Genomic DNA, 24499 nt, shown 5'->3' with positions numbered 1-24499 from the left:
AGACAAAAAGCATGGATACATTTTTGGGAATTGATTATCCTACCTGGTGGTACCTGGTTTTAGGAGCGGTTTTCACAGGATACGCTATACTGGATGGCTTTGATCTTGGAGCGGGGGCTTGGCATTTGTTTTTTAAAAAAGAAGAAAGCCGGAGAATAGCCCTGAATGCTGTCGGTCCTGTCTGGGACGGCAACGAAGTGTGGCTGGTGATTGGCGGAGGGTCCTTGTTCGCTGGATTTCCTGTGGTTTATGCATCTGTTTTTTCGGCTATGTACATTCCATTTATGTTGTTTCTGGCATGTCTCATCTTCAGGGCCGTCTCGATAGAATTTAGAAGCAAAGAACCCATGAAATGGTGGAGAAAGCTATGGGACATATCATACTGTGTATCCAGCACCATGCTGGCAATGCTTCTGGGAATTGTGCTGGGAAATGTTCTTCAAGGAATGGCCATCGGCCCGGACAAGGAATTTGATGGTAACTGGCTGGGTTTTATCAACCCCTACGCGATCATGGTGGGCATTTCAACGCTTGCGTTGTTCATGATGCATGGCGCCATTTACCTGATAATGAAAACCGAAGGCAGGTTATTTGCCCGTATGATCGTGCAGGCAAAAAGGGCCATCATATTCTTTCTGGTAAGTTTCGGCATCACTACCATATTTACACTGATTTATTTTCCGCATCTGTCCGACCGTTTTAAGGAAAATCCCGTGTTTTTCATTATTCCCCTCATAGCCTTCCTGAGTATGGCCAATATTCCCAGGCTCCTGACCAAACGGAAGTACTGGTATGCATTTGTTTTCTCATCAATTACTGTAGCCATGCTCCTTATCATTGTGGCTTTCGAGTTGTATCCCACCATTATCATTTCGACATCCGATCCGGCTAACAGCCTGACCATATACAATGCCAGCTCGTCAATGAAATCATTGGGTATCATGCTTACCATAGCTGCCATTGGGGCTCCGCTCGTTGCCATCTATACCGGATTTGTTTTCTGGACCTTCAAGGGTAAAGTGAAGATGGACGAGATGAGTTACTGAGATATCGCAGCGACCCTGAACAGGCTAAAAACCTGATTTGTGTAGCATAGGATAATGTGTTTTATAAAGTCAGATATAAGTTGGTTGTCTGAAACCTAATAAGCTGTAAAGAGCTGTAAAGGCATTTTTAGCGCATGTGCAGTTGAATAAAAAGATGACTTGTATCATTAGAATAAACATTTGATTTTCCTTAGTTTAATAAAAATTTTTGTACCATTTCCATAATGTTAGTAGAAAATGAATAGAATATTAGTACCCCTGATTATAGGTATGTTCCTGGCAATAGGCTGTAAAAATGAGAAAAACCAACATAATGAGCGCAATTTCCTCTCACCGGGACAACCAAAGGGGGCTGCTAATATAGCGTACAAATGGGGGAAAATGGCCCTTGAAGCCACCGCCAATGATACCGAAAGGTTTACGCCAAGACCCACTGTCACCTCCCGTTACCTGGGGTTGATTTTCGTTGCTGTTTTTGATGCCTGGTCCAGGTACGATAAAAAAGCGATCCCTGTTTATCTGACCACCGTAGCCAGAAGGCCGGAAAGTGAACATACGGTAAAAAATAAAGAAATTGCCATCAGCTATGCGGCATTCCGGGCCCTGAATGAATATTACTATTCTGACAAAGCATCTTTTGAAAGATTTATGGTGGAATTGGGGTTTGATCCGGCCAATACATCATTGGATCCGAATACGCCGGAAGGCATTGGCAACCTCGCCGCCAGGGACGTAATAGCGGCAAGAAAGGGCGACGGGGCCAATCAGTATGGGGAAGAAGCTGGTTCTAACGAACAACCCTATTTCAATTACGTAGGCTACGAGCCCGTCAACTCGGCAGATAAAAACATAGATCCGAACCGGTGGCAACCTAAGTATTTTTCAGATGGTGAGGGCGGTAAATTTGCCCCGGGATGCCTGACGCCTTTCTGGGACAAAGTGAAACCGGTAGCCTTAAAATCGGCCGATCAGTTCAGGCCCGGACCACCGCCTATGATTGGTTCGGAGCAACTTCAGCAAGAGGTGGAAGAAGTAATAGCGCTGCAAGCCACCTTAACTGATAAACAAAAGGCCCTGGTGGAGTTTATGCGGGACGGTCCCCAGTCGGTGCAACAAGCCGGGCACTGGTTGAAATTTGCCCAGGATGTCTCAATAAGGGACCATCATACACTGGATCAGGACGTAAAGATGTACTTTTTTAATCAGGTTACCGCCATGGATGCTTTTATCGCCTCATGGGATTCAAAAATGTATTATGATTATGCAAGGCCCTATGCATTGGTTCATCAATACTTTGAAGACCAGGTGATCGAGGCCTGGGGAGGGCCAGGAAAGGGAATGATAGCGATGAAAGGGCAACAATGGAGACCTTATTCCCCTGAAACGTTTCTTTGCCCCCCTTTTCCCAGCTATGTATCAGGGCATAGTTGCGTAAGTGGTGCCTGTGGTGAGGCACTCAGGCTTTTTACAGGTAACGACGAATTTGGAGTAAAAGTGGAACTGGTGGCCGGTGCTCTTACAGAACCGGAAAACCTTGGAGAAAAGGTCATACTTGAATTCCCCACATTTACAGAGACTGCCGATATGGCGGGTATCTCACGGGTTCTGGGAGGTTACCATATTCAGTCTGATAACATTGCAGGCCTGGAGTTAGGAAGAGATGTAGCCCGTGAGGTATGGAAATTCTATAAGAAACATCTCGGGGAAGGATAGGTAAAACAGCGGTTACTACCCTGTACTTTCGGGGAGCATTCTGAAATCATCCGTTATAGTAAATTTGCCTTCCAGTTGGTATTTCCACCTTTGCAATAAGGGTTGTTCCAACGCCTGTTCCCGGTATTCGTCGGGTGACATGATGGGGATACCATGCACGATAGGATAGTACCTTTTACAGGTGCGGCATGTTAGAATGCCCTCGATGATACTTTTCTCAGGGCCATTTTTATATACCTGTATTTGTAATTCCTGCTTGTCAAAAGGACATGCCAGTTTGTTAATCAATGATGCTTTCATATTCTAAACTCATTTTCCGATTCATATACTGTCAAAATAAATTTCTTTTATTGTAAATCAGTGGTAAAAAAGGCACCAAAATGTCCCCATTTGCTCCAATAGTTATAACGCTTTCACTGATTTTCAAACCCTGCCAACACCTGTCGATACTGGTAAGCCGCGATAGACGGGTTACGTGCTTTAAGAATACCTGAAATAACCGCTACCCCGTCAACACCTAACGGAAGAACCTTGTCCAGATTCCCATGGTCGATACCTCCGGAAGCAAAAATCGGTATAGAAGTGATCTGCCTGGCTTTGAGAATAGTCTCAGGCAGAACAATTTCACAACTTCCCGCTGATTCGGAAGGAAACAGGGCGCAAAAGGAAATGTAACTAAATTGCTGTTCTGCGGCCAGCCGGACTTTTTCCAGATCATTACCACAGGTTAAACCGGTTATCAGTGATGTATCGATTTCTTTTTTGACCGTCTGCCAATTAGCAGGGATTTGGTCGAAGTGCACACCATCTATGGGGGTGCGGCTGAGCCATTCCCAGGCTTCGTGAATTAATACCGGAATGTTATGCTGGTGTGCCATGTCACACACTGTATGAATAAACGCCTCCTTTTGATGCCCTGGCAGCCAGTGATTCCAGATTTGCACCATGTCGACCCCTCCCTTAATGGCCTGTTCCAGCTTTGGCAATATGCCGGGTATGCACGGATCCACCACAAGATAAAGCCCTTTCAACTCATATTTTATCATGATACTTTTAATTCATAACTTTCTTATTTCAATCCTTTTTTAAAAGCAAGGAAAAACGCTTTCCAGTATGGATCAGTACCTGGATGTTTCAATGGCTTTCCGGATGAGCCTTGCAACAAATACTGTCCATAGTCCTTTTCCATCATCCTGCCGATGATCGCCGCCTTCATTCCTTTGGTTTGGAGATGGGTAACGATACTGGCTGCTTTTCCGGGATGGGCTGTAATGATCAATGCCCCTGCCCCTACGCTAAAGAGCGGGTCAATGCCAAAGTAACCGCACACTTGTTGTTGTGCGTGGCCCACAGGAATTTTTTCCACCTCCACTTCCACGCCACATGCCGAGGCTGATGAAAGCTCGTGAATGGCCCCCAATACTCCCCCTTCTGTTACATCATGAATGGCTGTAACACCCTGTCGGTGCCGGCCAATTTCCACCGCCGCCAGACTTTCCTCCACTGAGGTAGTCTCATAAAACAGGTCACAGGCAGCCTGATAGACCTCTGCTCCACAAGCATCCTTTACTGTTTTGGGAAAGCTCAGGGCCAGTATAGATGAAGATATAATGGCTGATTCCTTGGTCACAATGAGCACATCGCCGGGATTGGCCCCTTTGCTGGTAAGTATTTCATCAAATGGGGCTACCGTAATCATGGTACCACCACCGGCTATGGTGGATTGCTGCCCTTCTATCTGCCCTGTATGACCACCGGTAATGGCTATTCCCGATGCTTCACAAAACGCATGAATATATTGCCAGTATATTTCAAAATCCCTCACCTTCAACCAGGGGGGCAGGTTGAGGACAAACTGCGCATATCTGGCGGCAAAACCGGTGGTCGCCATATCATTGGCCATCAATTGTACCGACAGCCATGCCGACTCCCGCAATCCCAGCGTGGGGATCAGCGAAAGCGGATCGCTTGTCATGGCCATAGCCAACCCATTGGGTAATTTCACAACAGATACATCCACGCCATATTCAGGGCCTACCTTTACTTCTTGCCTGTTCGCCCCCAGGCCAGGATATATCAGGGTCTTAAAGAATTCGTCATCTACTTTACCTGCTTCCGGAAACGATGCCATGTCAGTAGCTATCTATTTTTTTTACATACAATCCAAAAAAATCACCATAAGGAAGGTGCCATTCCTGAACAGGAAACCACTTGGGCAGACCGGTGCATGTCCACTTGATCATATATTTTTCTCCGGCTAATGCCTTTTCAATGAGACCTGTAAGTTTAGCAGGCGTATAAAATCTTGCGGAAATGTAAAATGGGTTTTTCCCAAAAAGCTGCTGGGCCCTTCTGCGTATCAATTTAGGGGAGTTACGGTTCATCATGCCAAACACGATTCCATGTCTCCCCACCCGGGCAGCTTCCCGGATCACTTTTACCGGATCGCGATAGTATTCAAAAGTGGTAATGAAAGCTACGGCATCAAAAGTATTATCTTTGAAAGGCATGTGATGAGAATCACCCATAACCAAATCCCCATCAAAAAAATGCGCACCCTGTGCCAGCATAAAAGGGGAAATATCACCCCCTGTGGCCTCAATACCTATCTCCTTCCACCACCGGGTAAAACGGGTGGTACCACAACCGAATTCCAGCAGTGTCTGAATATTTTTATCGCTTCCGATCAGGTCGGCTATTACCTTCTTCTGCCATATTTCAGCGCGTTTATAGCGGCCTTCATACCAAAGCTCGTAAGTGTCGGTATATTGTCTTTGGAAAAACCATTCTTTACGGTTTTGCCATTCTTTTAATTCCGGGGTGATCAGTTCAAAAGCCATGTTACTATCAGTTTAACAAAAAAACCGCATACCCTGATCTTAGAATATGCGGCTTTGCAGACTTAGAACCTTAAAACTGCCACATTCCCTTCGCTGGTATTATCCAGATCAGGTTTCCGGGTATTATCTCAGCCTTTTCCTTCAGGGAAAAAGCACCCCGATGCGTATTTAAAAAAACCACTGAAACGTATGATTACACCTCTCCGGGTAATCTTTTGTGTTTTCAGAGTTGGTGACAAAGATATAAAACATTTTCTTTTAAAGTTGCTTAAAGGTTTTAAATCGGTCTCCGGTTTTAAAAATTTTCATGGTTGAAGTGGTCTTTTAGTCACGGATTACACCGGTCACAATATTGCGGATCTGCTTCTTGTTTTTGGTTGGGGGCGTTTTCTTCTTTGGTGAACTGGCATTTAACGCAAGACCACACATGGGCCAGGGGCAATTGTGTAGGCAACCCGCAAAATCCACATGGCAATCCGGGTTTGGTGCCGGTGACTGCAAAACCCGGTGTACCACACTGCGGGCAACAGGAATTGATTTTATTCACCAATTTCCTGGCTGCTGTTTCAATTACCGCCATCCTGGTTGGGTTATACATCGCGCGCATGTCTGTTTCCAAATAAGCCCTGCCATATTTTGATATAAGTTGTTCGTAGATCTTCTTCAAACTATCCCAGTCCGTTATCCCTTTGTGTATGTCTTCCACATGCTCTTTTTCCATGCGAAGGACCAAACCATGAGAAGGGAAACCTGCCTTTTCGGCAAATTTCAGAAGTTCTTCCTCAGACTTTACTTCCGCCCCATTATAGTTGGTTTCAACACTTAGCTCCCGGGCGGCAATTTCCAGGTCATTTTTTTTGTCCAACAGCATAAGGATCTCATCATCGGCATGTACAAAAAAAATAGCCGGGTGCATGCCAAAGGAGCCCTCACTGGCTATGGCCAGGTCGCAATTGGTTAATGACATGGCCATTTGACATTTATTTCTCAATGTGGTAAAGGGGTCGTCTTTCCGCTCCGTTTCGCCGGTAAAGGTGCCTAAAACATCGGTGTCAAAGTTTTCAGGAACAAAACACTTTACACCAAGGGCCGATTCCACCAAAGGTGCGATGGCTTTTTCCTTTTCATGCTTTGTCGCAATCACCAGCTTTCTATTGGAAAACAGGCTTTTTATCTTGTCGGTGCAATCAGGCATATTTTTATTTCTTGTCATTGATCAGCTAAAAATGTCACCATTCGGTCACTTTGCCGTTGATGTACAGATGCTTAAAAACAGGTTAGCATATCGCCATTGAAAAAATAATTTGCGGACTACCATTCGTTAATTTTTTGTGTTTTCAGCAAATAATTCACAAAATCAAAAATAAGGATCTTTATGATTGTTTCACAGATATTTACAAACTGCCAGTCATTTTCAGGTCGGATTAGCCCATGAAATAATCACTACTATTAGTCAACTAAATTACCTATTGCTGGGGATTGATTCAAAAATTATTGATCATACCTTTGCATTATTTAGATCAATTCTAAATAGCTCTGAGCATGAAAGAATTCTTTGAGATTAAGAAAATGGCTTGTTAGGAAAGCATGAATGACAGGGGTATGGTTTGATTTTCTTCGTAATCAGTTCAGGGTAACTTAAAATGAGAAAAGATCGGTGAGAGGAAAGTTTTAGAATATATGTTTCACAACCCAACTAATAAATTCAGTTTTGTTATTTACAAATGCAGATAGTGACGAAACGCTGGTCAGGCACTTGCGTAAGGGCAGTGAAAAAGCCTTTAAAATTATATTTGACCGCTACTGGGAATATGTTTTTTCAATATGTTATAAAGGTCTTCTGTCCCATGAAGATGCCAAAGAACTTACCCAGGACATATTCAAATCACTTTGGGAACGCCGTACCAAATTAAAGGCTTCTCGACCATTGAAACATTATCTGGCACGGGCAGCAAAATTCCAGGTCTATAATTTTTACCGCAATCAAAAGATTAACAAAAAGCATTTTGACCGCTTTTCCCAAAACTTCCTCGAATCTGAAAACACTACGGAGAATAGAATATATTACGGCGAATTGAAAGAACAATTAAATGGTGCCATTGACCGGTTACCTCTCCAATGTAAGACCGTATTTCACCTTAGCAGGGAAGGCAACCTGAGTCACAAACAAATCGCAGAGAAGTTGGATATTTCTATTAAAACCGTAGAATACCACATCAGAAATGCCAGAAGTTATCTGGCTAAAGAACTTCATTTGCATTCTTGAAAATAAAAAAAGAAATTTTGCCTTCGCGACTAGGGTTATGATCTCCTTATGTTATTATATATACAAACACGCATATATATATGGAGGATATTACCCCGGAACTTTTAAAAAAATACTTCAATGGCCAATGTACCGAGGCAGAAAAACGGCAGGTGGTAGCATGGCTTTATTCAAATGAAAGGGACTACTCCGTTGATGACGTATTTAAGGGAATTGACAAAAGGTCACTAAAAACAGATATATGGCAACAAGTTGAGCCTAAGTCGACAAAAGTGGGGTCAAAACGATTTTGGCTTTCTCCTTTAAGAATTGCGGTATCTGCAATCCTGGCTTTTGCAACGATCTACTATGTGTATCGATTCCAGGCTGTCAAGAGCCATGGTGACAGGCCATCCAATACTTCCTACCATGTGACAAAAGCGCTAAGGGGAGAAAAGAAGCGTATGATACTGGAAGACGGGACTATAATTTATCTTAATGTCGATAGTGAACTCAGTGTGCCTGCGCAGTTTAGTGATACAGCCCGTGTCATTTACCTTAGTGGTGAAGCATATCTCGAGGTGGTTCCCGATAGTTCAAGACCTTTTAAGGTGATTACTTCACACACCAATATTTGTGTTTTGGGTACAACTTTCAATGTCCGTGCTTATGCCAATGAAACTACCACAACAGTGGCTGTTTCGGAGGGTAAAGTACGGTTATCGACAAAAAAAGGGGAATCTCTCATTCTTATGAGAAACCAATTAGGTACCTACTCTTCCATGAAGCAGACACTATCCCGAAATAGCACTGCAGCAGCATTGTTTATGGCGTGGAAAGACAACAGGTTGGTTTTTAATGATCAATCATTAGAAGAAATAGCTATAACCCTGGAAAGATGGTTCAATGTGGAGGTAGAAATCAAAAGTAACAGGCAAAAAGTCAATCGCTTTACGGGAAGTTATGAAAGTGTGACATTATCGAGTCTGATAAAAGACATGAGCAAGGTAATGCAATTTGACTATGACCTGAACGAAAACAAATTAACTATTTATTGACATGAAACAACAAACACGCAAGGACTATCATCTCGTTGGCACTGAATGTTGTCGTTTCGGCAGTCGGGCTACATACATAAAATTAATAGATGAAAAAGATTGATATGAAAAAGCAAAGTAACTATTCGTCATAAAACGGCAGATTGTGCCACATGATACTGTGGCACGGATGCCAGAACAAAAGCACCCGGTGTTTCGGTCTCGCAAACTTCACACTGGGCTGAGATTGATAACTCGTATTACCGAATTAACTAACCATCGTTCAAAAGTATGAAATTTTTACCTTTTAAAGGTTTAAAAGTTTTAATTGGAATTTGTCTGCTTGCCATGGCACTGCAGGTTCTCACAGGCCATGCAGTGTGGGGAAATACAAGCGATATCCTCGATAAAAGGATCACCATCCGGGTTGAAAACCTTCCAATCAATGAGGTGTTAAACGCCATTGCCATTCAAGCCGGTTGTTCATTTTCTTATAGCAATACATTGCTCGACAGTAACCGTAAAGTAACCGTCGACTACAATAAAATCCCGTTGAAACATGTACTTTCAGACCTGCTGGGAAGCAAATTGAGCAGTATCTCCGTAGCCGGAAGCAGGGTTTTGCTCCTGGCTGCCGGGGGACAAGTAAAAGGAACAGTGATGGTGGCGCAAGATAAGCGTCCAATTCCCTATGCCACCGTAAAACTGGAAGAAGCAGGCCATGGAACAGCCACCGACGAAGACGGAACTTTTGAAATGAAGATACCTGCTGCAGGAACATGGACCCTTATCGTATCTGCCATAGGGTATGAAACTGCCAGTAAGGTCATTAAAGTTGTGCCGGGCCAAACACTGATGATTTCCATTGCACTGCGGGAAAGTGCTCTGAAAATGAAAGAAGTGGTGGTTACCGCTGACAGAGCGGTTGTTTCCACTGCTACAAGGACCAGTGTACCTATTAAGGATCTACCAATGCCTGTGATGCTCATTGAAGGAAAGCAGTTGGAAATGATGGGCAGCCGAAGGTTAAATGAAGTACTACAGGAGCAAACAGGGCTGGCACTTACGACCGACCCTAGCGGGGCCTCCAATGCACTTGGTTTGCAAGTACAGGGATTTGATGCCTCATACACCATGATAATGATTGATGGTCAGCCACTAATTGGTCGAAACGCAGTGGGAATACTGGATCTCTCACGTATTACAGTGGCCAATATCGAGAGGATTGAGATTATTAAAGGTACTTCCTCAGCTATGTATGGCAGTGATGCGCTGGCAGGAGTTGTGAACATTGTCACCAAAGGACAGCATAGCCGGGGAACAAAAGGCATAGCTTCACTACGGTATGGCACCTACAATACATGGGATGCCACCCTGGACGGTGGCACGACGTTACCAGGAAACCAGGTATCCGCATCTGTCTCAGCCAACTATTACAGCACTGACGGCTTCGATGCCGACCCCACAACTCCTGGCAACACCCTCCCTCCTTTTCATAGCTATTCTTTGCAGGGAAAACTCAACTATCATGTCTTTACTTCCGGTTCCCTGACAACATCAGTACGTTATGCTTCCCGCAACCAGCGCAACCGGTACGACCTCGACCGGTTAGGACAACGCGAAGATACCAACATAGAACGGGATCTGATAGTCACTGGCATGTTACAAAACACCCTTGGGAAAAAAACAGCACTGAATACCCAATATTATTTCACCCGGTACAACGCTACAACAACCAATGTGGATTTCCCAAGCGGGGAAATCATCAACCAAAACAACTTTGTTCAATCCTTTCACCGTTTTGAGTCCTTTGCCAATCATGACATGGCCGCCAACCTGAAATTAACGACAGGTATCGGTGGCAACAGTGAAATCCTTCAGGCCTCCCGCTATGGCGATCAAAGGCAAATGAACAATGGTTTTGCTTACCTTCAAGCTGATTACACCCCTGTAGAAAAGCTTGGCTTACTGGCTGGAATGCGGTATGATGTTCACAATATTTACGGCTGGCAAATCAGTCCCCGGATGGGTATACGCTACACGGTCAATGATTGGCTTACGCTAAAAGGCACAGCAGGAACCGGCTTCAAAGCACCCAGTTTTCAACAATTGTACTTGTCATTTACCAATCCGGGGGCGGGTTATACTGTGCTGGGGGCAGCTGTGTTTGAAAGTGAAATGGACCGTATGCAGGAAGCAGGCGAAATTAACGCTGTATATCCTATCTCCGAAGAAATCGGCAATCTCGAGGCCGAACATTCCGCTTCATTCAATGCCGGCTTTGTACTTACGCCCTCTCCGGCATTTTCATTGGAAGCCAATGTTTTTCATAACAATATACGCAACATGATTTTTGAGGAATTGGTGGCGATGAAACAAAATGGCTCCCAGGTATTTTCTTACCGCAATATCGAAGAGGCTTTTACCCAGGGATTGGAAACCAACATACATTGGAAATTATCGGATGATCTGGGGTTTTCAGCAGGGTACCAATTACTTTTTGCCAAAGACAAGGGAGTTATCGATGAAATCAAAGCAGAAAACAAGCAGGTGCGCACACGGGAAGGCCGGAGCCGGACCGCAACACCTTCAGACTACTTCAACCTGTCTAACCGGTCACGTCACATGGCCAACGCCAAGCTGTTTTATGAATATAAACCCTTATGGATGAGTGCCAGCCTCAGGGCCAATTACCGTGGCAGGTACGGACTGGGCGATCGCAACTTCCCCAATAATTTCATCGACCCGTATGACCTGTTTGTCGAAGGCTATACATTACTTAACGCTACTGTGGAAAAGCAGTTTTTCCAAAAACAATTAAGTGTACAGTTAATCTGTGACAATATAACCGATTACAACAATCACCTGATCCCTAACCTGCCCGGAAGACAATTTCTGGTGGCATTGTCCTGGAGATTCGGTGTATTAAACAATCGTCAGAATGAATAAAAACCATAAAATGAATAATGAAGCCAAGATGATAAAAAACCACCGGCCAACCAGTGCTTGTCGGCATTTAGGCCTGATCCTTTTACTGCCGGTGTGGATGACAGTTTTTACAGCTTGTTCAGAAGATGAAGATATACAGCCCCGGGAGGTAGAATTAACACCGATTGATGACTATACCAGTATAGATGAAGCCAGCGGGGTAATTCACATCCGGAACCTGCCCGGTTCTGTCGGTAACACTTTTAGTTCCGGACATGTACCCGTGTTTTTTAATCTGGAAAACCATAAGATCATCAATCCTTATGATGATGAAGACATACTGAAGGAGCTGCCGGATGAAAGGAAAAAAAGCAATGACTGGGATATCGCTTTTACTAGCATTTATAACTCCTATATCACTATTAATAACGGCAGTATGGAAGATAGTCCCGGCTTTGGTGGCCAGGGTCTGGGCAAAATGATCGTTATAGACGCCTTGTTTGACGAGGTAGACCAGGCGCCCTCAAACGAAGAATTTGACGCTTTCATGGCAGAACAAGCAGCGGCCGGATGGGAGGATTTTCCTCCCGGGGATAAAGGCTGGTATTTCTACAGCCTGGACAGCCATGTCATGTCGGCCATTACCGGGGTTACGATTGTTGTCCGGACGGCAGACGGCCGCTATGCAAAAATAGAAATGCAGTCGCTGTACCTCGATAGTCCTGACAATCCGACGGTAAATACGCCTGCGCCCTACTTTACTTTTCGATACTACCTGCAAAGTGACGGCAGCCGGAACCTTGCAACCCGACAATAGATTTTTATAACACTGAATAACAAAACGATGATTAGTATAACCATTAAAAAGGCAACAAAAAAAGCACACCTCGATCTGGAGAAAAAAGTGATTCGCCAACTAAAAGCCATTCGCAACGAACAGGATTATGCAGATTTCCTGAGTTATTTCTATGCTTATTTCAGCCACCTGGAAAAAGCCCTGGGCCCGTTTATCGACGAATCGTCGATACCTTATTATAACGAAAGGCGCAATGCAACCTACCTTAAAAGAGACCTGGAAACCATTGGCTATGAAAACGGCAGCCTGCCCGGTACCGTTGTTCCGGATATTCATAATCATCTTGAAGCCCTGGGTGCCCTGTATGTGATGGAAGGTTCTGTTATGGGAGGACAGATTATTGTCAAAATACTGGAAAAACAAGGTATCACCAGGGGAGTCTCTTTCTTTTCCGGTTACGGCGAGCATACTGAAAAAAAGTGGACGGCTTTCACAAAAGCCATGGACGAACAAGTCACCGGAGAAGCGCAAAAGGCCACCGTAATCCGGGCAGCCAATGAGACTTTTGCTTGTTTCGCGAAGGTATTTGACCACAGAGATGAAATACTCCATGATTAACAGATAACAGGTGAAATAATAGCTGACAACAAATGAAACAAGAAATGAAAGCAACTAATTATAATTGGATATACATTCTTGTGATTGCCATTTTTGGCTTAATGGTGACAACCGGATGCTCCGAAGAGGATGATCCGCTTCCAGCCATCGAAGATCCCAATACTGAAGAGCCTGATGCAGAAGAACCAGATGAGGAAGAGGGAGATCTTTTTTACCAACTGATACGGATAGAAAACTTAGCTACTGATGGTTCCTCAGAACAGGATGCTAACCCTACTACACCCAGGCCGGCATTCTTTTTTAGTCTGGAAGATTCGACATTAGTACCTGAACTGTATCAAAAAACCAATAGATGGGATCTCGCCTTTGGTAATTTATACAACAGCTTCCTTTCTGGTAACAACGGTGATGACAGAAACAACCACGGCTATGGTGCCAATGGTATTGGAGGCATTTGTATACTGGAACAAAATTTCGACGATGTAACAGCCATTCCTCCGCCAGAACAGTTCAACACCGTCAGAGATCAGATAGGTACCGATGATTCCGGAGATTTTGGAAATGGAATAGGTTGGTACTTGTACGATTTCGGAGGCACTATCATGGGGGATGGCAGTTATGAAAAACAACATGTGGCTTATGCCCTGCAGGATACACGTACGGTAATAGTACGCACAGCGAAGGGAAACTTTGCCAAGATAAGAATGATCAGTTGCTATAAAGATGCCTTTACACCCGAAGAGTGGTTCCGCGATACACCGCACATGTATTTCACCTTTGAATATGTGCTGGTTCCCGCCGGCAGTACAAAATTTGAGATTAGATCCTAAAATGCCTTACCACTCTCCAGAACCATTTTTGATACCTGATAAACAGTTCTTTAAAGTGCAGGTTTAAATGCACAAAAACGACATTGAATAGGAAGATCAATATTTATTAATACAATTAAAAATGAAACGAAAACTATTGCCTTACATAGCTTTACTCACAATGGTGACTTTTTTAGGAGCCTGTACAGATGAAGTGGAAAACCTGATCGAACGCAAGGCTGACCCGGTGTTTGATACACTTACTGTACTTCCCAATAAACGTATCCTGGAATACAGCGTGGAAAATACCCCTGAGGTTATATACAGTTCCATCGATGACAACGAACGGACCATTACGGTATACCTGCCTCATTACTACTTATTGAGAGTTATAGACCCATTGATATCCCTTCCTGAAGGCACCACCATATCTCCCGATGATGATGAGTTGGTGCCTGTTTTTAGTGAAGAGCCTTTCGTATATACAGTATCAACGCCAGATCGGGAAGATGCACATTACACAGTGCTTCCCATCATCCAACAGCCTGAGATCATCATGGATGAATTATCTACAGCCGAAGATACAACAGTTTACCTGTTTCCAAGTTCCAACGGTATAACAATTACAGGGGCGAATTTCATACCGAATTTGAATATCACCAGCACTTATTTAATTGATGAGGATGAAAATGAATGGCCATTTGGAGTTGCTGCTGGTCAGGAACTTATCTGGAGGAGCAATTTTATCAATTACCCTGCACCGACAAGTGACTTCACTGAAGGGATTTATTGGGTTGAAATGCGTGCCTATGCTTTGACAACACGCATGAAATATCCTATATACTTAAAAAGAAATTAATCCTTTACAGGCAACAGGAGTTCAGGTACATGAATGAGCCAGTTACTGTAAAATGAAAAAGACCAAAACATAACCCGGACTGCCTTCTTAAAGGCAAAATCAATCTAACTTAATTAAACATTTAAAACCAACAAAAATGAAAGAAATCAATATATTCAATAAGTTGATGGCCTTGCTATTCCTGATTGGATTCATGGCTATTACTTCCTGTGAAGAGCGGGAAGAGATTAACCCTTCTCCAAGTATAGAAGATGGAAGTTTTGACCTGGAAGTCATTGGAGAATCGACCGGTACCCTCAGTTGTACTGGCAATAATAATGTAACATTGAATGGAACAATTCCGCTGGCTGGCCCAGCTGCAGGACAGTATTGCCCCGCAGGAAGGTTAACCTACCAGCTTTGTGGTACGGCACCTACCCTGGGATTTGAAGGGCAGTTTAATTCCTTTATCCGTCCACTGACCGGTGGGTGGTTCATAGGTACGATTCCGCTGTCACAATATAACAATAGTTGGTCAACCATGACATTCACGACTGAAGCTAGTAATCCGGGTACATCTCCTAGTGGGATATGTGGACCTCAGAGCGGTAGCAGCGCGTTTGCTACACCACCTACTAACGTTGTGGGACTTGACGGATCAATCTTTGTTCCTGGACCTGGTGGAGGGACCAATGATTTTGGAGTGGGTTATTATAATTATGCTCTGGACCCCAATACTCCGAATGTTATTCGTGCTGTTGTGGTTTGGAGAGGTAGTTCAAATACAAACCCTGCCGGAGCCACAGAGGCATACGCTATTCGTGTAGACGCCTTAAATTCTATAGATGGGCCTGACTCCAATGGAGACGGGCAACCGGATTTCTTTACTTCTCAGGTGATATTCGATTACAGGAAAGCCTTGTAAAAGACATCTGAGATACCAGTATATTGCCTGATACAAGGGAGGCAGCCGGGTTTTTCGATGAATGTCCTTCCCAGGCTTAAGACAACAAAATGAATAATTGAAAAAGTATTCAGCAAACGAGCTAGAAACATAGAAAATTTACCTAAAAGTAGAAAATGAAAATGACAAACAAAGCCAGGAAAAGACATATATCTCTGATCACCAGCCTATTGCTCCTAGGAGCAGTAGGATTTATTACCTCCTGTGAAGATGAAGTGATCGATCGCTTTGTCGATATCCCGGGAGATACCATTACCATATCTGGTCTGAATCAGATTATTACTTTTGAAGTGGGAGAATTTAGTGCGGATACGGTGCTGAAAGCCGCTATCAAGGAGGACAGCCTGATTGTATACTGGCCTACCTATAAGCCTGTCCCTGCCAATATATCTCCCACAATCATCATTCCGGAAAACGCTTCCATTGAACCTCCGTCAGGAGAAAGTGTGCCATTCGAAACAGGCACAACTTACAAGGTAACAGCAGAAGACGAAAGCGAAAGGCAATATATTCTAAAGGTAGTCTTGTATCAACCGGAGCCTTGGTATGGATTAAATATTGTTCAAAGTAATGACTTAAGATTTATTGAAATATTTGACAGACAGGAAAATATATTGTTATTACTCGGTGACTTCTTCATTCCCGATACTACACAAACAAAGATGTACATTACAAACCTGGAGAACCAAAAAGAAACTCAGTTAGAAATAACCAAAATTAGAATTGATGAAATACGGGTTAAAATTCCGTCAGATATTGAAAAAGGATATTATAGTACCACTCTTGTATCGGGTATCCATTCAATTAAAGACGACAGCGTTTGGATCAAATATGGACAACCAGCATTCTTTGTTGATCAGGTAACTGTTGAACAAGGGGCTACTTTTCAAATGGAAGGATTAGGGATCAGGGATATAGAAAAAATGCAAATGTTCATTTATAATTTAGAGACCGCAATACTGGAACCGGCTCCTGCATTTGAGATAGTCGACTATACTTTGACATCCATTACACTCAGGGTGCCTGACGATTTTCCGGTAGGTGATCATTTTGGAGATCTCCACGCTACTACTCCTTGGGCTAACTCAGATGATAGAAAAGTTATCTTTCCTTTTGCTTTTGCACCTATTTCGGTTACAGCCCCTCAATAGGGCCATTGAATAAGGTAATAAACCAAATGAGATTTATACGCGATAATACGCCTGTATTTCACCTTTCTCCTTTGAATACGTAATGGTGGCCGTACAGAGTTTGAGATTAGATCCTGATATGCCTTACCTCTTTCCGGAACTGTTTTTGGTACCAGGTAAACAGCGCTTTAAAGTGCATGAAAATCAATTTTTATTAATACGGTTAGTAATGAAGCAAAATCTATTGCCTTATATAGCTTCAATCACTATTAGTAATCTTTTTAGGAGCCTGTACAGATGAAGTGGAAAATCTGATGAACGCAAGGGTGAACCGGTATTCAATACACTTACTGCACTTTCTGGTATACGTATCCTGGAATCGGGCAGCGGATGAGCCCTTTGCCTGTTTCTCAATGGTTTTTGACCAAAAACACAAAATAATATCAAATGCTCAGGCCATATCATCATTCAATAGTTAACAATTAATACAGCCAATAATGAAAAAGATGCATTATAACTGGAAATACAATTTTCTGATCGCATTTTTCGCTTTTACAGGTATAGCCAGGTGCTCCGAAGAAGATGATCCGGTTCCTGTAACCGATGATCCCCATACGGAAGAGCCGGGGCCGGAAGAACCTGACTATGAAGAAGGGGATCTTTTTTACCAACTGATACGTATCGAAAATTTAGAAGCCACCACCAACGACCCGGATGCCAGTCCTGCTAAGCCCAGAAGGCCACTTTTTTTTAGTCTGGAAGACTCTACCTGGAGAGCAGATATTTATCGACAATCCAATAAATGGGACCTGGCCTTTGGTCATATATACAACAGCTTTCTATCAGGTAACAATGGTGATGATGAAGGTAACTATGGCCACGGTGCCAATGGTATTGGCGGGATTTGTATACTGGCAAAAAATTTCGACGACGTAACAGCTATTCCCCCTCAGGAACAATTCATGACTGAGCGTGATAAAATAGGTACCGATGACGCTGGTACTTTTGGTTCGGGAACAGGCTGGTACTTATACGATTTTGGGGGAGACATCATGGGAGATGGCAGTTATGAAAAAAGTCATGTAGCGTACGCCTTGCAGGATACCCGTACTGTAATAGTACGCACCGCCAAAGGAAACTTTGCCAAAATAAAAATGATCAGTTGCTACAAAGATGCCTTTACCCCTGAAGAGTGGTTCCGCAATACCCCGCACATGTATTTCACCTTTGAATATGTGTTAGTCCCAGCAGGAAGTACAGAATTTGAGATTAGATCCTGATATGCTTTACCGCTTTCCGGTACTTTTTTACATCGGGTAAACAGCGCTTTATGCGTATTGGTTTAAATGAGCAAAAACAGCATTGATTAAAAAAGAAAAATATCTATTAATACCATTAAAAAATGAAGTAAAAACTATTTACTTATATCATTTTAATTACTGTAATATCCCTGTTTGGAGCTTGTTCGGACGAGGTCGAAAACCTGATCGAACGCAAAGGCGAAAACGTCTTAGATACGGTCATTGTGTCCTCACTTCCTAATGCCCGTATTTTGGAATACACAGTAGAAAATTCACCGACAACCATCTACAGCGCCATCGACAATAGCACCCGCACCATCACGGTTTACCTCCCCCACTACTACGCACTGAAAGTAATTGATCCCGCGATCACTCTGCCTGAAGGCGCCTCTATATCGCCTGATGATGAAGAATTGGTGCCGGTCTTCGGTGAAGAGCCTTTCATATATACCGTGTCTGCACCCGGTGAAGCCGATATACAATACACATTGAACCCGGTGGTGCAGCAACCGGAGATTATCCTGAACGAACTATCCACTAGTGAAGATACGACCATAATCTCGTTCTCATCTTTTCAGAGCCTAGTTATTACAGGCGAGCACTTTATCACGAATATATCAATTACTAAACTGTTTGTAATTGATGCGAACGAGAACGAATGGGAAATTCAACCAAGCACCACTGCTGAGCAAACTGGCCAAAGCGACCTGCTACATTTCCTGCCACCTCCACAAGGAAAGTTTCCGGAAGGGCTGTATTGGCTGGAAATGCGCGCCTACACGTTAAAAACCCGCATGAAATATCCTGTATACTTCAAAGAATCCTAATGCGGCAAACCATGCCAGTAGATCGGGTAACAGCATAACCTGTTGCCTGGAAACAAAAACTAATCTAAATAAATCATAATGAAAATAGAAAAAAACGCTTTCGGGAAAATCATATCTTTACTTACTTTAATCCTGTTAACCGCGGCAGCGGCGCTTATAACCTCCTGTGAAGACGAAGTCGTAGACCGCTTTGTGGATATCCCGGGGGATACCGTTACTGTCGATATCTCCGGGCTTAACCATATCATTGCCTTTCAGGTGGAAGAACTCGGCGCTGAATCAGTGCTGAAAGCTGCCATCAAAGAGGATATCCTGATCGTGTACTGGCCTTATTTGGTTAAACAACCTCCAGCCACCATATCACCTACCATCCTTGTTCCGGAAGGCGCTTCCGTGGCTCCGGCATCCGGCGAAACTGTACCCTTCGTCACGGGTACTAACTTCACCGTAACCGCAGAGGACCAAAGCGAAAGGCAATACGTTCTGAAAGTAGTCTTTAATCAGCCGAAACCCTATTATGATACCGATTTAAAGGGAGGAATAGTTTTTTCGGGCGAAAACGATATAAGGTATATAGAGGTATATGAAGGCGCTGAGGATTTAGGTATCGGATTTGTAAACATCTTTCACATAGGAGGTGATTTTTTTATCACAGACACTGCCAGAAATAGGATATACGTTACTCACCTGAAAACGAAAAAGGAAACGCGGTTAGAGTTAATTTCAACCACGCCTTCACAGTTACAATTCAAAATTCCTGAAGATTTAGAACGGGGGTATTACAGTTCTACCTTCATAACCGGAGAGCGAACTATCCGGGACGATAGTGTCTGGCTCAAACACCCTCAGCCAGAACTCTCGTGGCCCGATAAGGTAACAGCAGCACAAGGAGAGGAATTTGAAATCAGTGGGCTATTCATAAGGGATGATATTACAGAAGTGCAATTGTTCACTGCAGCGCCTGCAAATGCCGAAAAAACAGCGCTTCCCCCGTTTGTGATCGTGTCTGTTACAGAAGGCCTCCTGGCGGGATCTATCACACTCAGGGTGCCTGAGGATTTCCCGGTGGGGGATTATGCACAAAATTTTACAGAAGTACACATTTCAACCCCGTGGGCAAATTCCGGAGATGGAAAATTTATTCTCCCCAGAGCCTTTGAGGTAACAGCAGCGCCTGCAGGGACAGAGTAGAGAGCGGCCTATTTTTCTGGTTAGGGTATTCGATGCATACATGACAACATATTTCCATAAGTTAAGATCACGAAAAACATACAAGTCATTTAACTCCTTTAAAACCACAAAAAAATAGGCTAAACAAAGCTTTTAAAACGTCGGGCACCCACCCGGTATGGTCGCTATCGCTTCACCGGGTTAATATTTTCGTAATTGATCTATTCTCCGGTCTCTGTTCGTTATATGGGCAGAGGCCGGCCGACTTGACATTTGTTGAGCCAAAAATTAATAATTCCTTAACGCTTATTGCTGGAATCTGCTTTTGCTGTTTTTCATTTTTGGGAATAAGATTTACCAATTGCCATTTAACGTGCAAAACATCGATTTCAGGAGCCTGCAGGATGAAGAGCTTTTTCTTTTAGTGAAGGAAAATAATGAATTTGCGTTTGACGAATTGTTCAGACGGCACTGGAACGCCCTTTTCCGGTCGGCCCTTTCGATTCTTGACAACACTGAAATGGCAAGGGATACCACCCAGGAAATTTTTACCCAGCTCTGGCTGAAGCGCCACAGGCTGTCTGTCAAAAATCCGCCTGCCTATTTGTATCAGATGACCAAACACAAATGTTTTGAGCTTCAACGCAGGAATAAACTCGCACAAAGAGTACTGAATACCTTTAACCATTTAAACGCCGCCAATGACACCGAGGAGAAGGTAAATTTCCACGAGGCCCAGGCGCTCTTTGAAAAAGGCTTAACCGGAATGCCCGGAAAAGCAAGGGAGGTCTTCAGGCTCAGCAGGGTCGAAAACCTCTCAAACCAGGAGGTCGCCGCCAGGCTCAATATCTCGGTAAAAACGGTGGAGTATCACATTACCAATGCCTGTAAATACCTGCGCCTCTCCATGACAGACCTGTTAGCGATAATAATTTTCACCATTTTTTAAAAATAAAATGAAAACCGGCCAGGGGTAGGCCAGGGTTGTTCATCTATGTATGTAAAAGGCATAGTATGGACCAACGGGAATTTAAAGAACTGCTCGCTAAATATTTGAAAAATCAGTGCTCAAAACAGGAAAAGGAGCAGCTCGATGCCTTGTTTGATTTCTACACAAAAAAAAGTCATTGGATCACTTGGGATGAGCAGAATCCTGATGAGTATGAAAATACTTTGCTGTCCGATATCAAAAAAGATATCCGCCAAAAAGAATTAAAAGCGCACCGGCAGGCAGCCGGAAAGCGGGGTCCCTGGCTTAAAGTGGCAGCATCAGTGGCAATTGCTGTGGGAATAGGATTGTTGAGCTACCTCGCCTTACTCCATTTTTCTTCAGGCCGGGAAATGGTCTATGTCACCAAATCCACAGATTTTGGCCAGAAGACAAACATTGTGCTCAGTGATGGCTCTGCCATTAAGCTGAACTCCGGAAGCACCCTCACTTTTCCCGAAAAGTTTGAGGAAGAGGTGAGAAAGGTTTCCCTGTCGGGAGAAGCATTTTTTGAAGTAAGGCACAACCCTGCAAAGCCGTTTATCATCGAAACCGGCGATCTGACCACCACTGTGCTGGGAACATCATTCAACATCCGGGCCTATCCCGAAAAAGAGCATATAGAGGTAACCGTTGCCACAGGTAAGGTACAGGTAGAAGCCCCCACTTTGCGAGATGCTTCAGCGGGCGTCTTGCACCCCTCCGAACAGGCCGTCTACGACCGTTCAACCGGCAGTGTGGCAACACATACCGTCTCACTGGAACATTTTCTGGCCTGGAAAGATGGAACGATCATCTTTGATGATATACCCCTCAGCGAAGCCATGAAAATACTGGAGCGGTGGTTTAACATGGAAATTGTCTTTGAAAACGAGGCAAGCGGAGCCTGTTATATCAGCAACAGGTTCAACAACGAAAATCTCGTCAATATTCTGGAAAGCATCAAATTTATCAAAAAAGACATCGATTACCGTTTTCAGGGAAAAAACAAAATTCTGATCACAGGAACCTGTGACCCATAAAAAGAGGCTTATGAGAAAAAACTGAACACACACCGGGTTTTTTCCTATGAGATAGGAAAAATCAAAGTAGGCAGCCCGCAAGACTTTAGCAGGTACAGCAGGCTGCCCCGCTTAACTGATCGAACATGTATCAACTAAACGCCTTACAAAAATATGAATTCTAAAGTACTTAAACTATTAATGATAGCATCAAAGCAAGCCTGTTATATTTTCCTTTTTAGCCTGGTGAGCATGCAGACGCTGCTGGCTTATCATTTAAGCGGGCAGCACCTGGAAAAGGTGCTTGTGTCAGTGCAACTCAAACAAGCTACCCCTCTTGAAGTGATACGGGAACTGGAAAAACAAACAGATTTCATTTTCGGATATGACAGAACTTTGTCCAGGCTAAAAACCAAAATCGATCTGGATTTTGAAAAGCAGCCGATGGCAACGGTGTTGCGCTATGTTGCCCGGGAGGCCGGACTGAAATTCAGGCAAATCAATAATAATATTTCGGTGATGACCGACCGGGAGCGCCGGAAAAAACGAACCTCAAAAATCCTGGAAATCGATGATGTTTACCTGACCATTTCGGGCAAAGTAAGCGATGAACAGGGCCAACCGCTGCCTGGCACCAATGTTTTCGTGAAAGGAACCACGATAGGTACCACCACCGATGCCGATGGCGACTACCGGCTGAATGTGCCTGATGATGCCACAAACCTGGTATTTTCTTATATTGGCTACATGACGGAAGAGGTGGATATCGCAGGCCGCACAGTTATTGACATAGCGCTGCTTCCCGACGTGACCACCCTTGATGATCTCGTGGTCATTGGCTATGGCATGCAAAAAAAGAGCGACCTGACAGGGGCCCAGGCCTCGGTAGGACCGGAAGATTTGGAGGGCCATCCTGTTTTTAACTTTGCCCAGGTCTTGCAGGGAAGGGTTCCTGGCGTGGTTATCTCCAACACATCGGGTTCGCCCGGGCAAGCGCCTAAAATCAGGATAAGGGGGGCAAACTCCATCTCAGGAGGCAACGAACCGTTATATGTGGTAGATGGGTTTGTATCAGACTTCAACAACGTCAATGTTAACGACATAGAAACTATCGACATCTTAAAAGATGCCTCTGCTACGGCTATCTATGGTTCCAGGGGGGCCAATGGCGTGATTTTGATTACCACCAAAAGCGGCACCGCAGGAGAAACCAGGATCAACGCTTTTTCCAATGTCAGTTTCACGCAATTGGAAAACGAGTACGACCTCATGAATCCCGACGAGTATGCCGGCTGGATCAATGATTACTTCGACCAAAGTGTCTTTAGCGAAGATGAAATCGAAGCTTTCAGGCAAAGGGGCAGGAACCGACTGGCAGGATGAAATAATGCAAACCGGGTCGATCCGGAATCACCAGGTATCGATTTCGGGAGGCGCAAAAAATATACGCTATTACATAGCGGGTAACGTGCTGGATGAGGAAGGGATACTCATCAATACCGGCAGACAAAAATACACCCTGCGCGCCAACTTCAACACCGAGCTCAGCGACCGCCTTTCACTCGATTTTAACGTAAACGCTGTGCAGGACAACCGAAAGAATGCACAACTGGCTTTCGGAGGAAGCAAGGAAGCTCCCATCTGGAACAGCATCATCTGGTCACCCACCGAGCCAATATTCAATCCCGATGGCACCTACAACCGGGATGACACCTATGGATCGCTCCTGAAGAACCCCTACATGTATGCGACCGAAAGCATGCAGGATGACCGCCGGCAAACACTGTCTTTGAATAGCAATATCAAATATGATATCACCGGCCACCTGTCATTTGACGTAATCGGAGGGTTTAACAAAAGCGCCAATGAATTTGCTTTGTTTGAAAATGACTTTCTGGATATTTCCACAGGTGCTATCCGAAGATATAATGATGTGTTTGACTGGCAGTTGACTACCATGTTAAACTATAGCAAACAGTTCGGATCGCAGCATAGCTTGTCGGTTTTGGGAGGATACGAATTGTATGAAAACACCGTGCGATGGTTCTCGGGAAATGCAAGAAACCTCGCCGCCAATTCAGTGACCTATCACAACCTTTCCCTGGGGGAATCGCAGTTGGCCAATTCGGGTTTTTCCCAATGGTCTTTGATGTCTTACTTTACCAGGGTCAGTTATATAGGTGTCCAGCGGTTCTAAATGGCCGGACAAAAATCTTTTCTTATGGCATTGAAAAACCAGGTTTTGGCC

General features: G+C 44.0%; 23 protein-coding genes and 1 riboswitch. Of the genes, 18 read left to right on the top strand and 5 right to left on the bottom strand.

Annotated elements, in window-relative coordinates:
- The first annotated feature begins 11 nt into the window (after nucleotides 1-11).
- On the top strand, nucleotides 12-1046 hold the full coding sequence (gene cydB, locus AC04NP_RS24360) for a cytochrome d ubiquinol oxidase subunit II (protein ID WP_482862621.1): 1035 nt from the start codon (nucleotides 12-14) through the stop codon (nucleotides 1044-1046).
- Between the two features lie 237 nt (nucleotides 1047-1283).
- Nucleotides 1284-2759 (top strand): vanadium-dependent haloperoxidase, encoded by a 1476-nt coding sequence (locus AC04NP_RS24355; protein WP_482862620.1) that lies wholly within the window; start codon nucleotides 1284-1286, stop codon nucleotides 2757-2759.
- A gap of 15 nt (nucleotides 2760-2774) precedes the next feature.
- On the opposite strand, the gene AC04NP_RS24350 is transcribed toward AC04NP_RS24355, so the two are convergent.
- The 5 genes from AC04NP_RS24350 to AC04NP_RS24330 form a co-directional block, all read right to left on the bottom strand.
- Nucleotides 2775-3059: a Trm112 family protein gene (locus AC04NP_RS24350; protein ID WP_482862619.1), complete on the bottom strand. Its 285-nt coding sequence runs from the start codon at nucleotides 3057-3059 to the stop codon at nucleotides 2775-2777.
- A 113-nt stretch (nucleotides 3060-3172) separates the two neighbouring features.
- Nucleotides 3173-3805: a thiamine phosphate synthase gene (locus AC04NP_RS24345; RefSeq protein ID WP_482862618.1), complete on the bottom strand. Its 633-nt coding sequence runs from the start codon at nucleotides 3803-3805 to the stop codon at nucleotides 3173-3175.
- Nucleotides 3806-3828: 23 nt separating this feature from the next.
- A complete protein-coding gene (locus AC04NP_RS24340; protein ID WP_482862617.1) occupies nucleotides 3829-4890 on the bottom strand; it encodes an AIR synthase-related protein in 1062 nt (353 codons plus the stop codon).
- Nucleotide 4891: 1 nt separating this feature from the next.
- Complete coding sequence (locus tag AC04NP_RS24335; RefSeq protein WP_482862616.1) at nucleotides 4892-5599, bottom strand: class I SAM-dependent methyltransferase; 708 nt, start codon at nucleotides 5597-5599, stop codon at nucleotides 4892-4894.
- Between the two features lie 68 nt (nucleotides 5600-5667).
- A riboswitch (TPP riboswitch) is annotated at nucleotides 5668-5769 on the bottom strand.
- Nucleotides 5770-5927: 158 nt separating this feature from the next.
- Entirely contained in the window at nucleotides 5928-6794 is an 867-nt protein-coding gene (locus tag AC04NP_RS24330; RefSeq protein WP_482862615.1) for a DUF6671 family protein, read from the bottom strand.
- Between the two features lie 516 nt (nucleotides 6795-7310).
- Between AC04NP_RS24330 and AC04NP_RS24325 the strand changes: the two genes are divergently transcribed.
- The 16 genes from AC04NP_RS24325 to AC04NP_RS24250 all read left to right on the top strand — a co-directional run bounded on the left by AC04NP_RS24325 (nucleotide 7311) and on the right by AC04NP_RS24250 (nucleotide 24448).
- On the top strand, nucleotides 7311-7865 hold the full coding sequence (locus tag AC04NP_RS24325) for an RNA polymerase sigma factor (RefSeq protein WP_482862614.1): 555 nt from the start codon (nucleotides 7311-7313) through the stop codon (nucleotides 7863-7865).
- Nucleotides 7866-7945: 80 nt separating this feature from the next.
- A complete protein-coding gene (locus AC04NP_RS24320; protein ID WP_482862613.1) occupies nucleotides 7946-8902 on the top strand; it encodes a FecR family protein in 957 nt (318 codons plus the stop codon).
- A gap of 270 nt (nucleotides 8903-9172) precedes the next feature.
- Nucleotides 9173-11830: a TonB-dependent receptor gene (locus tag AC04NP_RS24315; protein WP_482862612.1), complete on the top strand. Its 2658-nt coding sequence runs from the start codon at nucleotides 9173-9175 to the stop codon at nucleotides 11828-11830.
- A complete protein-coding gene (locus tag AC04NP_RS24310) occupies nucleotides 11823-12626 on the top strand; it encodes an HmuY family protein (protein ID WP_482862611.1) in 804 nt (267 codons plus the stop codon). Before AC04NP_RS24315 ends, AC04NP_RS24310 begins: the two co-directional genes overlap by 8 nt.
- Before the next feature lie 27 nt (nucleotides 12627-12653).
- On the top strand, nucleotides 12654-13223 hold the full coding sequence (locus AC04NP_RS24305; RefSeq protein WP_482862610.1) for a biliverdin-producing heme oxygenase: 570 nt from the start codon (nucleotides 12654-12656) through the stop codon (nucleotides 13221-13223).
- A gap of 44 nt (nucleotides 13224-13267) precedes the next feature.
- Nucleotides 13268-14053, top strand: a complete 786-nt coding sequence (locus tag AC04NP_RS24300) for an HmuY family protein (RefSeq protein ID WP_482862608.1) — start codon at nucleotides 13268-13270, stop codon at nucleotides 14051-14053.
- 121 nt (nucleotides 14054-14174) lie between these two features.
- The gene (locus AC04NP_RS24295) at nucleotides 14175-14891 is read left to right on the top strand and encodes a hypothetical protein (RefSeq protein WP_482862607.1); all 717 of its coding nucleotides are present in this window, start codon (nucleotides 14175-14177) and stop codon (nucleotides 14889-14891) included.
- A 136-nt stretch (nucleotides 14892-15027) separates the two neighbouring features.
- Nucleotides 15028-15795, top strand: coding sequence for a hypothetical protein (locus tag AC04NP_RS24290; RefSeq protein WP_482862606.1), 768 nt, complete (start codon nucleotides 15028-15030; stop codon nucleotides 15793-15795).
- Nucleotides 15796-15950: 155 nt separating this feature from the next.
- Entirely contained in the window at nucleotides 15951-16985 is a 1035-nt protein-coding gene (locus AC04NP_RS24285; RefSeq protein ID WP_482862605.1) for a hypothetical protein, read from the top strand.
- Nucleotides 16986-17461: 476 nt separating this feature from the next.
- A complete protein-coding gene (locus tag AC04NP_RS24280) occupies nucleotides 17462-18244 on the top strand; it encodes an HmuY family protein (RefSeq protein WP_482862604.1) in 783 nt (260 codons plus the stop codon).
- Nucleotides 18245-18516: 272 nt separating this feature from the next.
- On the top strand, nucleotides 18517-19092 hold the full coding sequence (locus AC04NP_RS24275) for a hypothetical protein (protein ID WP_482862603.1): 576 nt from the start codon (nucleotides 18517-18519) through the stop codon (nucleotides 19090-19092).
- A 78-nt stretch (nucleotides 19093-19170) separates the two neighbouring features.
- Complete coding sequence (locus AC04NP_RS24270) at nucleotides 19171-20283, top strand: hypothetical protein (protein ID WP_482862602.1); 1113 nt, start codon at nucleotides 19171-19173, stop codon at nucleotides 20281-20283.
- Between the two features lie 340 nt (nucleotides 20284-20623).
- Nucleotides 20624-21211 (top strand): RNA polymerase sigma-70 factor, encoded by a 588-nt coding sequence (locus AC04NP_RS24265; protein ID WP_482862600.1) that lies wholly within the window; start codon nucleotides 20624-20626, stop codon nucleotides 21209-21211.
- A gap of 65 nt (nucleotides 21212-21276) precedes the next feature.
- On the top strand, nucleotides 21277-22272 hold the full coding sequence (locus tag AC04NP_RS24260) for a FecR family protein (protein ID WP_482862599.1): 996 nt from the start codon (nucleotides 21277-21279) through the stop codon (nucleotides 22270-22272).
- 153 nt (nucleotides 22273-22425) lie between these two features.
- The gene (locus tag AC04NP_RS24255) at nucleotides 22426-23634 is read left to right on the top strand and encodes a carboxypeptidase-like regulatory domain-containing protein (RefSeq protein ID WP_482862598.1); all 1209 of its coding nucleotides are present in this window, start codon (nucleotides 22426-22428) and stop codon (nucleotides 23632-23634) included.
- On the top strand, nucleotides 23585-24448 hold the full coding sequence (locus AC04NP_RS24250; protein ID WP_482862597.1) for a hypothetical protein: 864 nt from the start codon (nucleotides 23585-23587) through the stop codon (nucleotides 24446-24448). Before AC04NP_RS24255 ends, AC04NP_RS24250 begins: the two co-directional genes overlap by 50 nt.
- Nucleotides 24449-24499 lie beyond the last annotated feature (51 nt).

The organism is Agaribacillus sp. DX54 (assembly GCF_056858335.1).
Note: the sequence above shows the minus strand (reverse complement) of the source record. Positions and strands in the feature narration are given on the sequence as shown.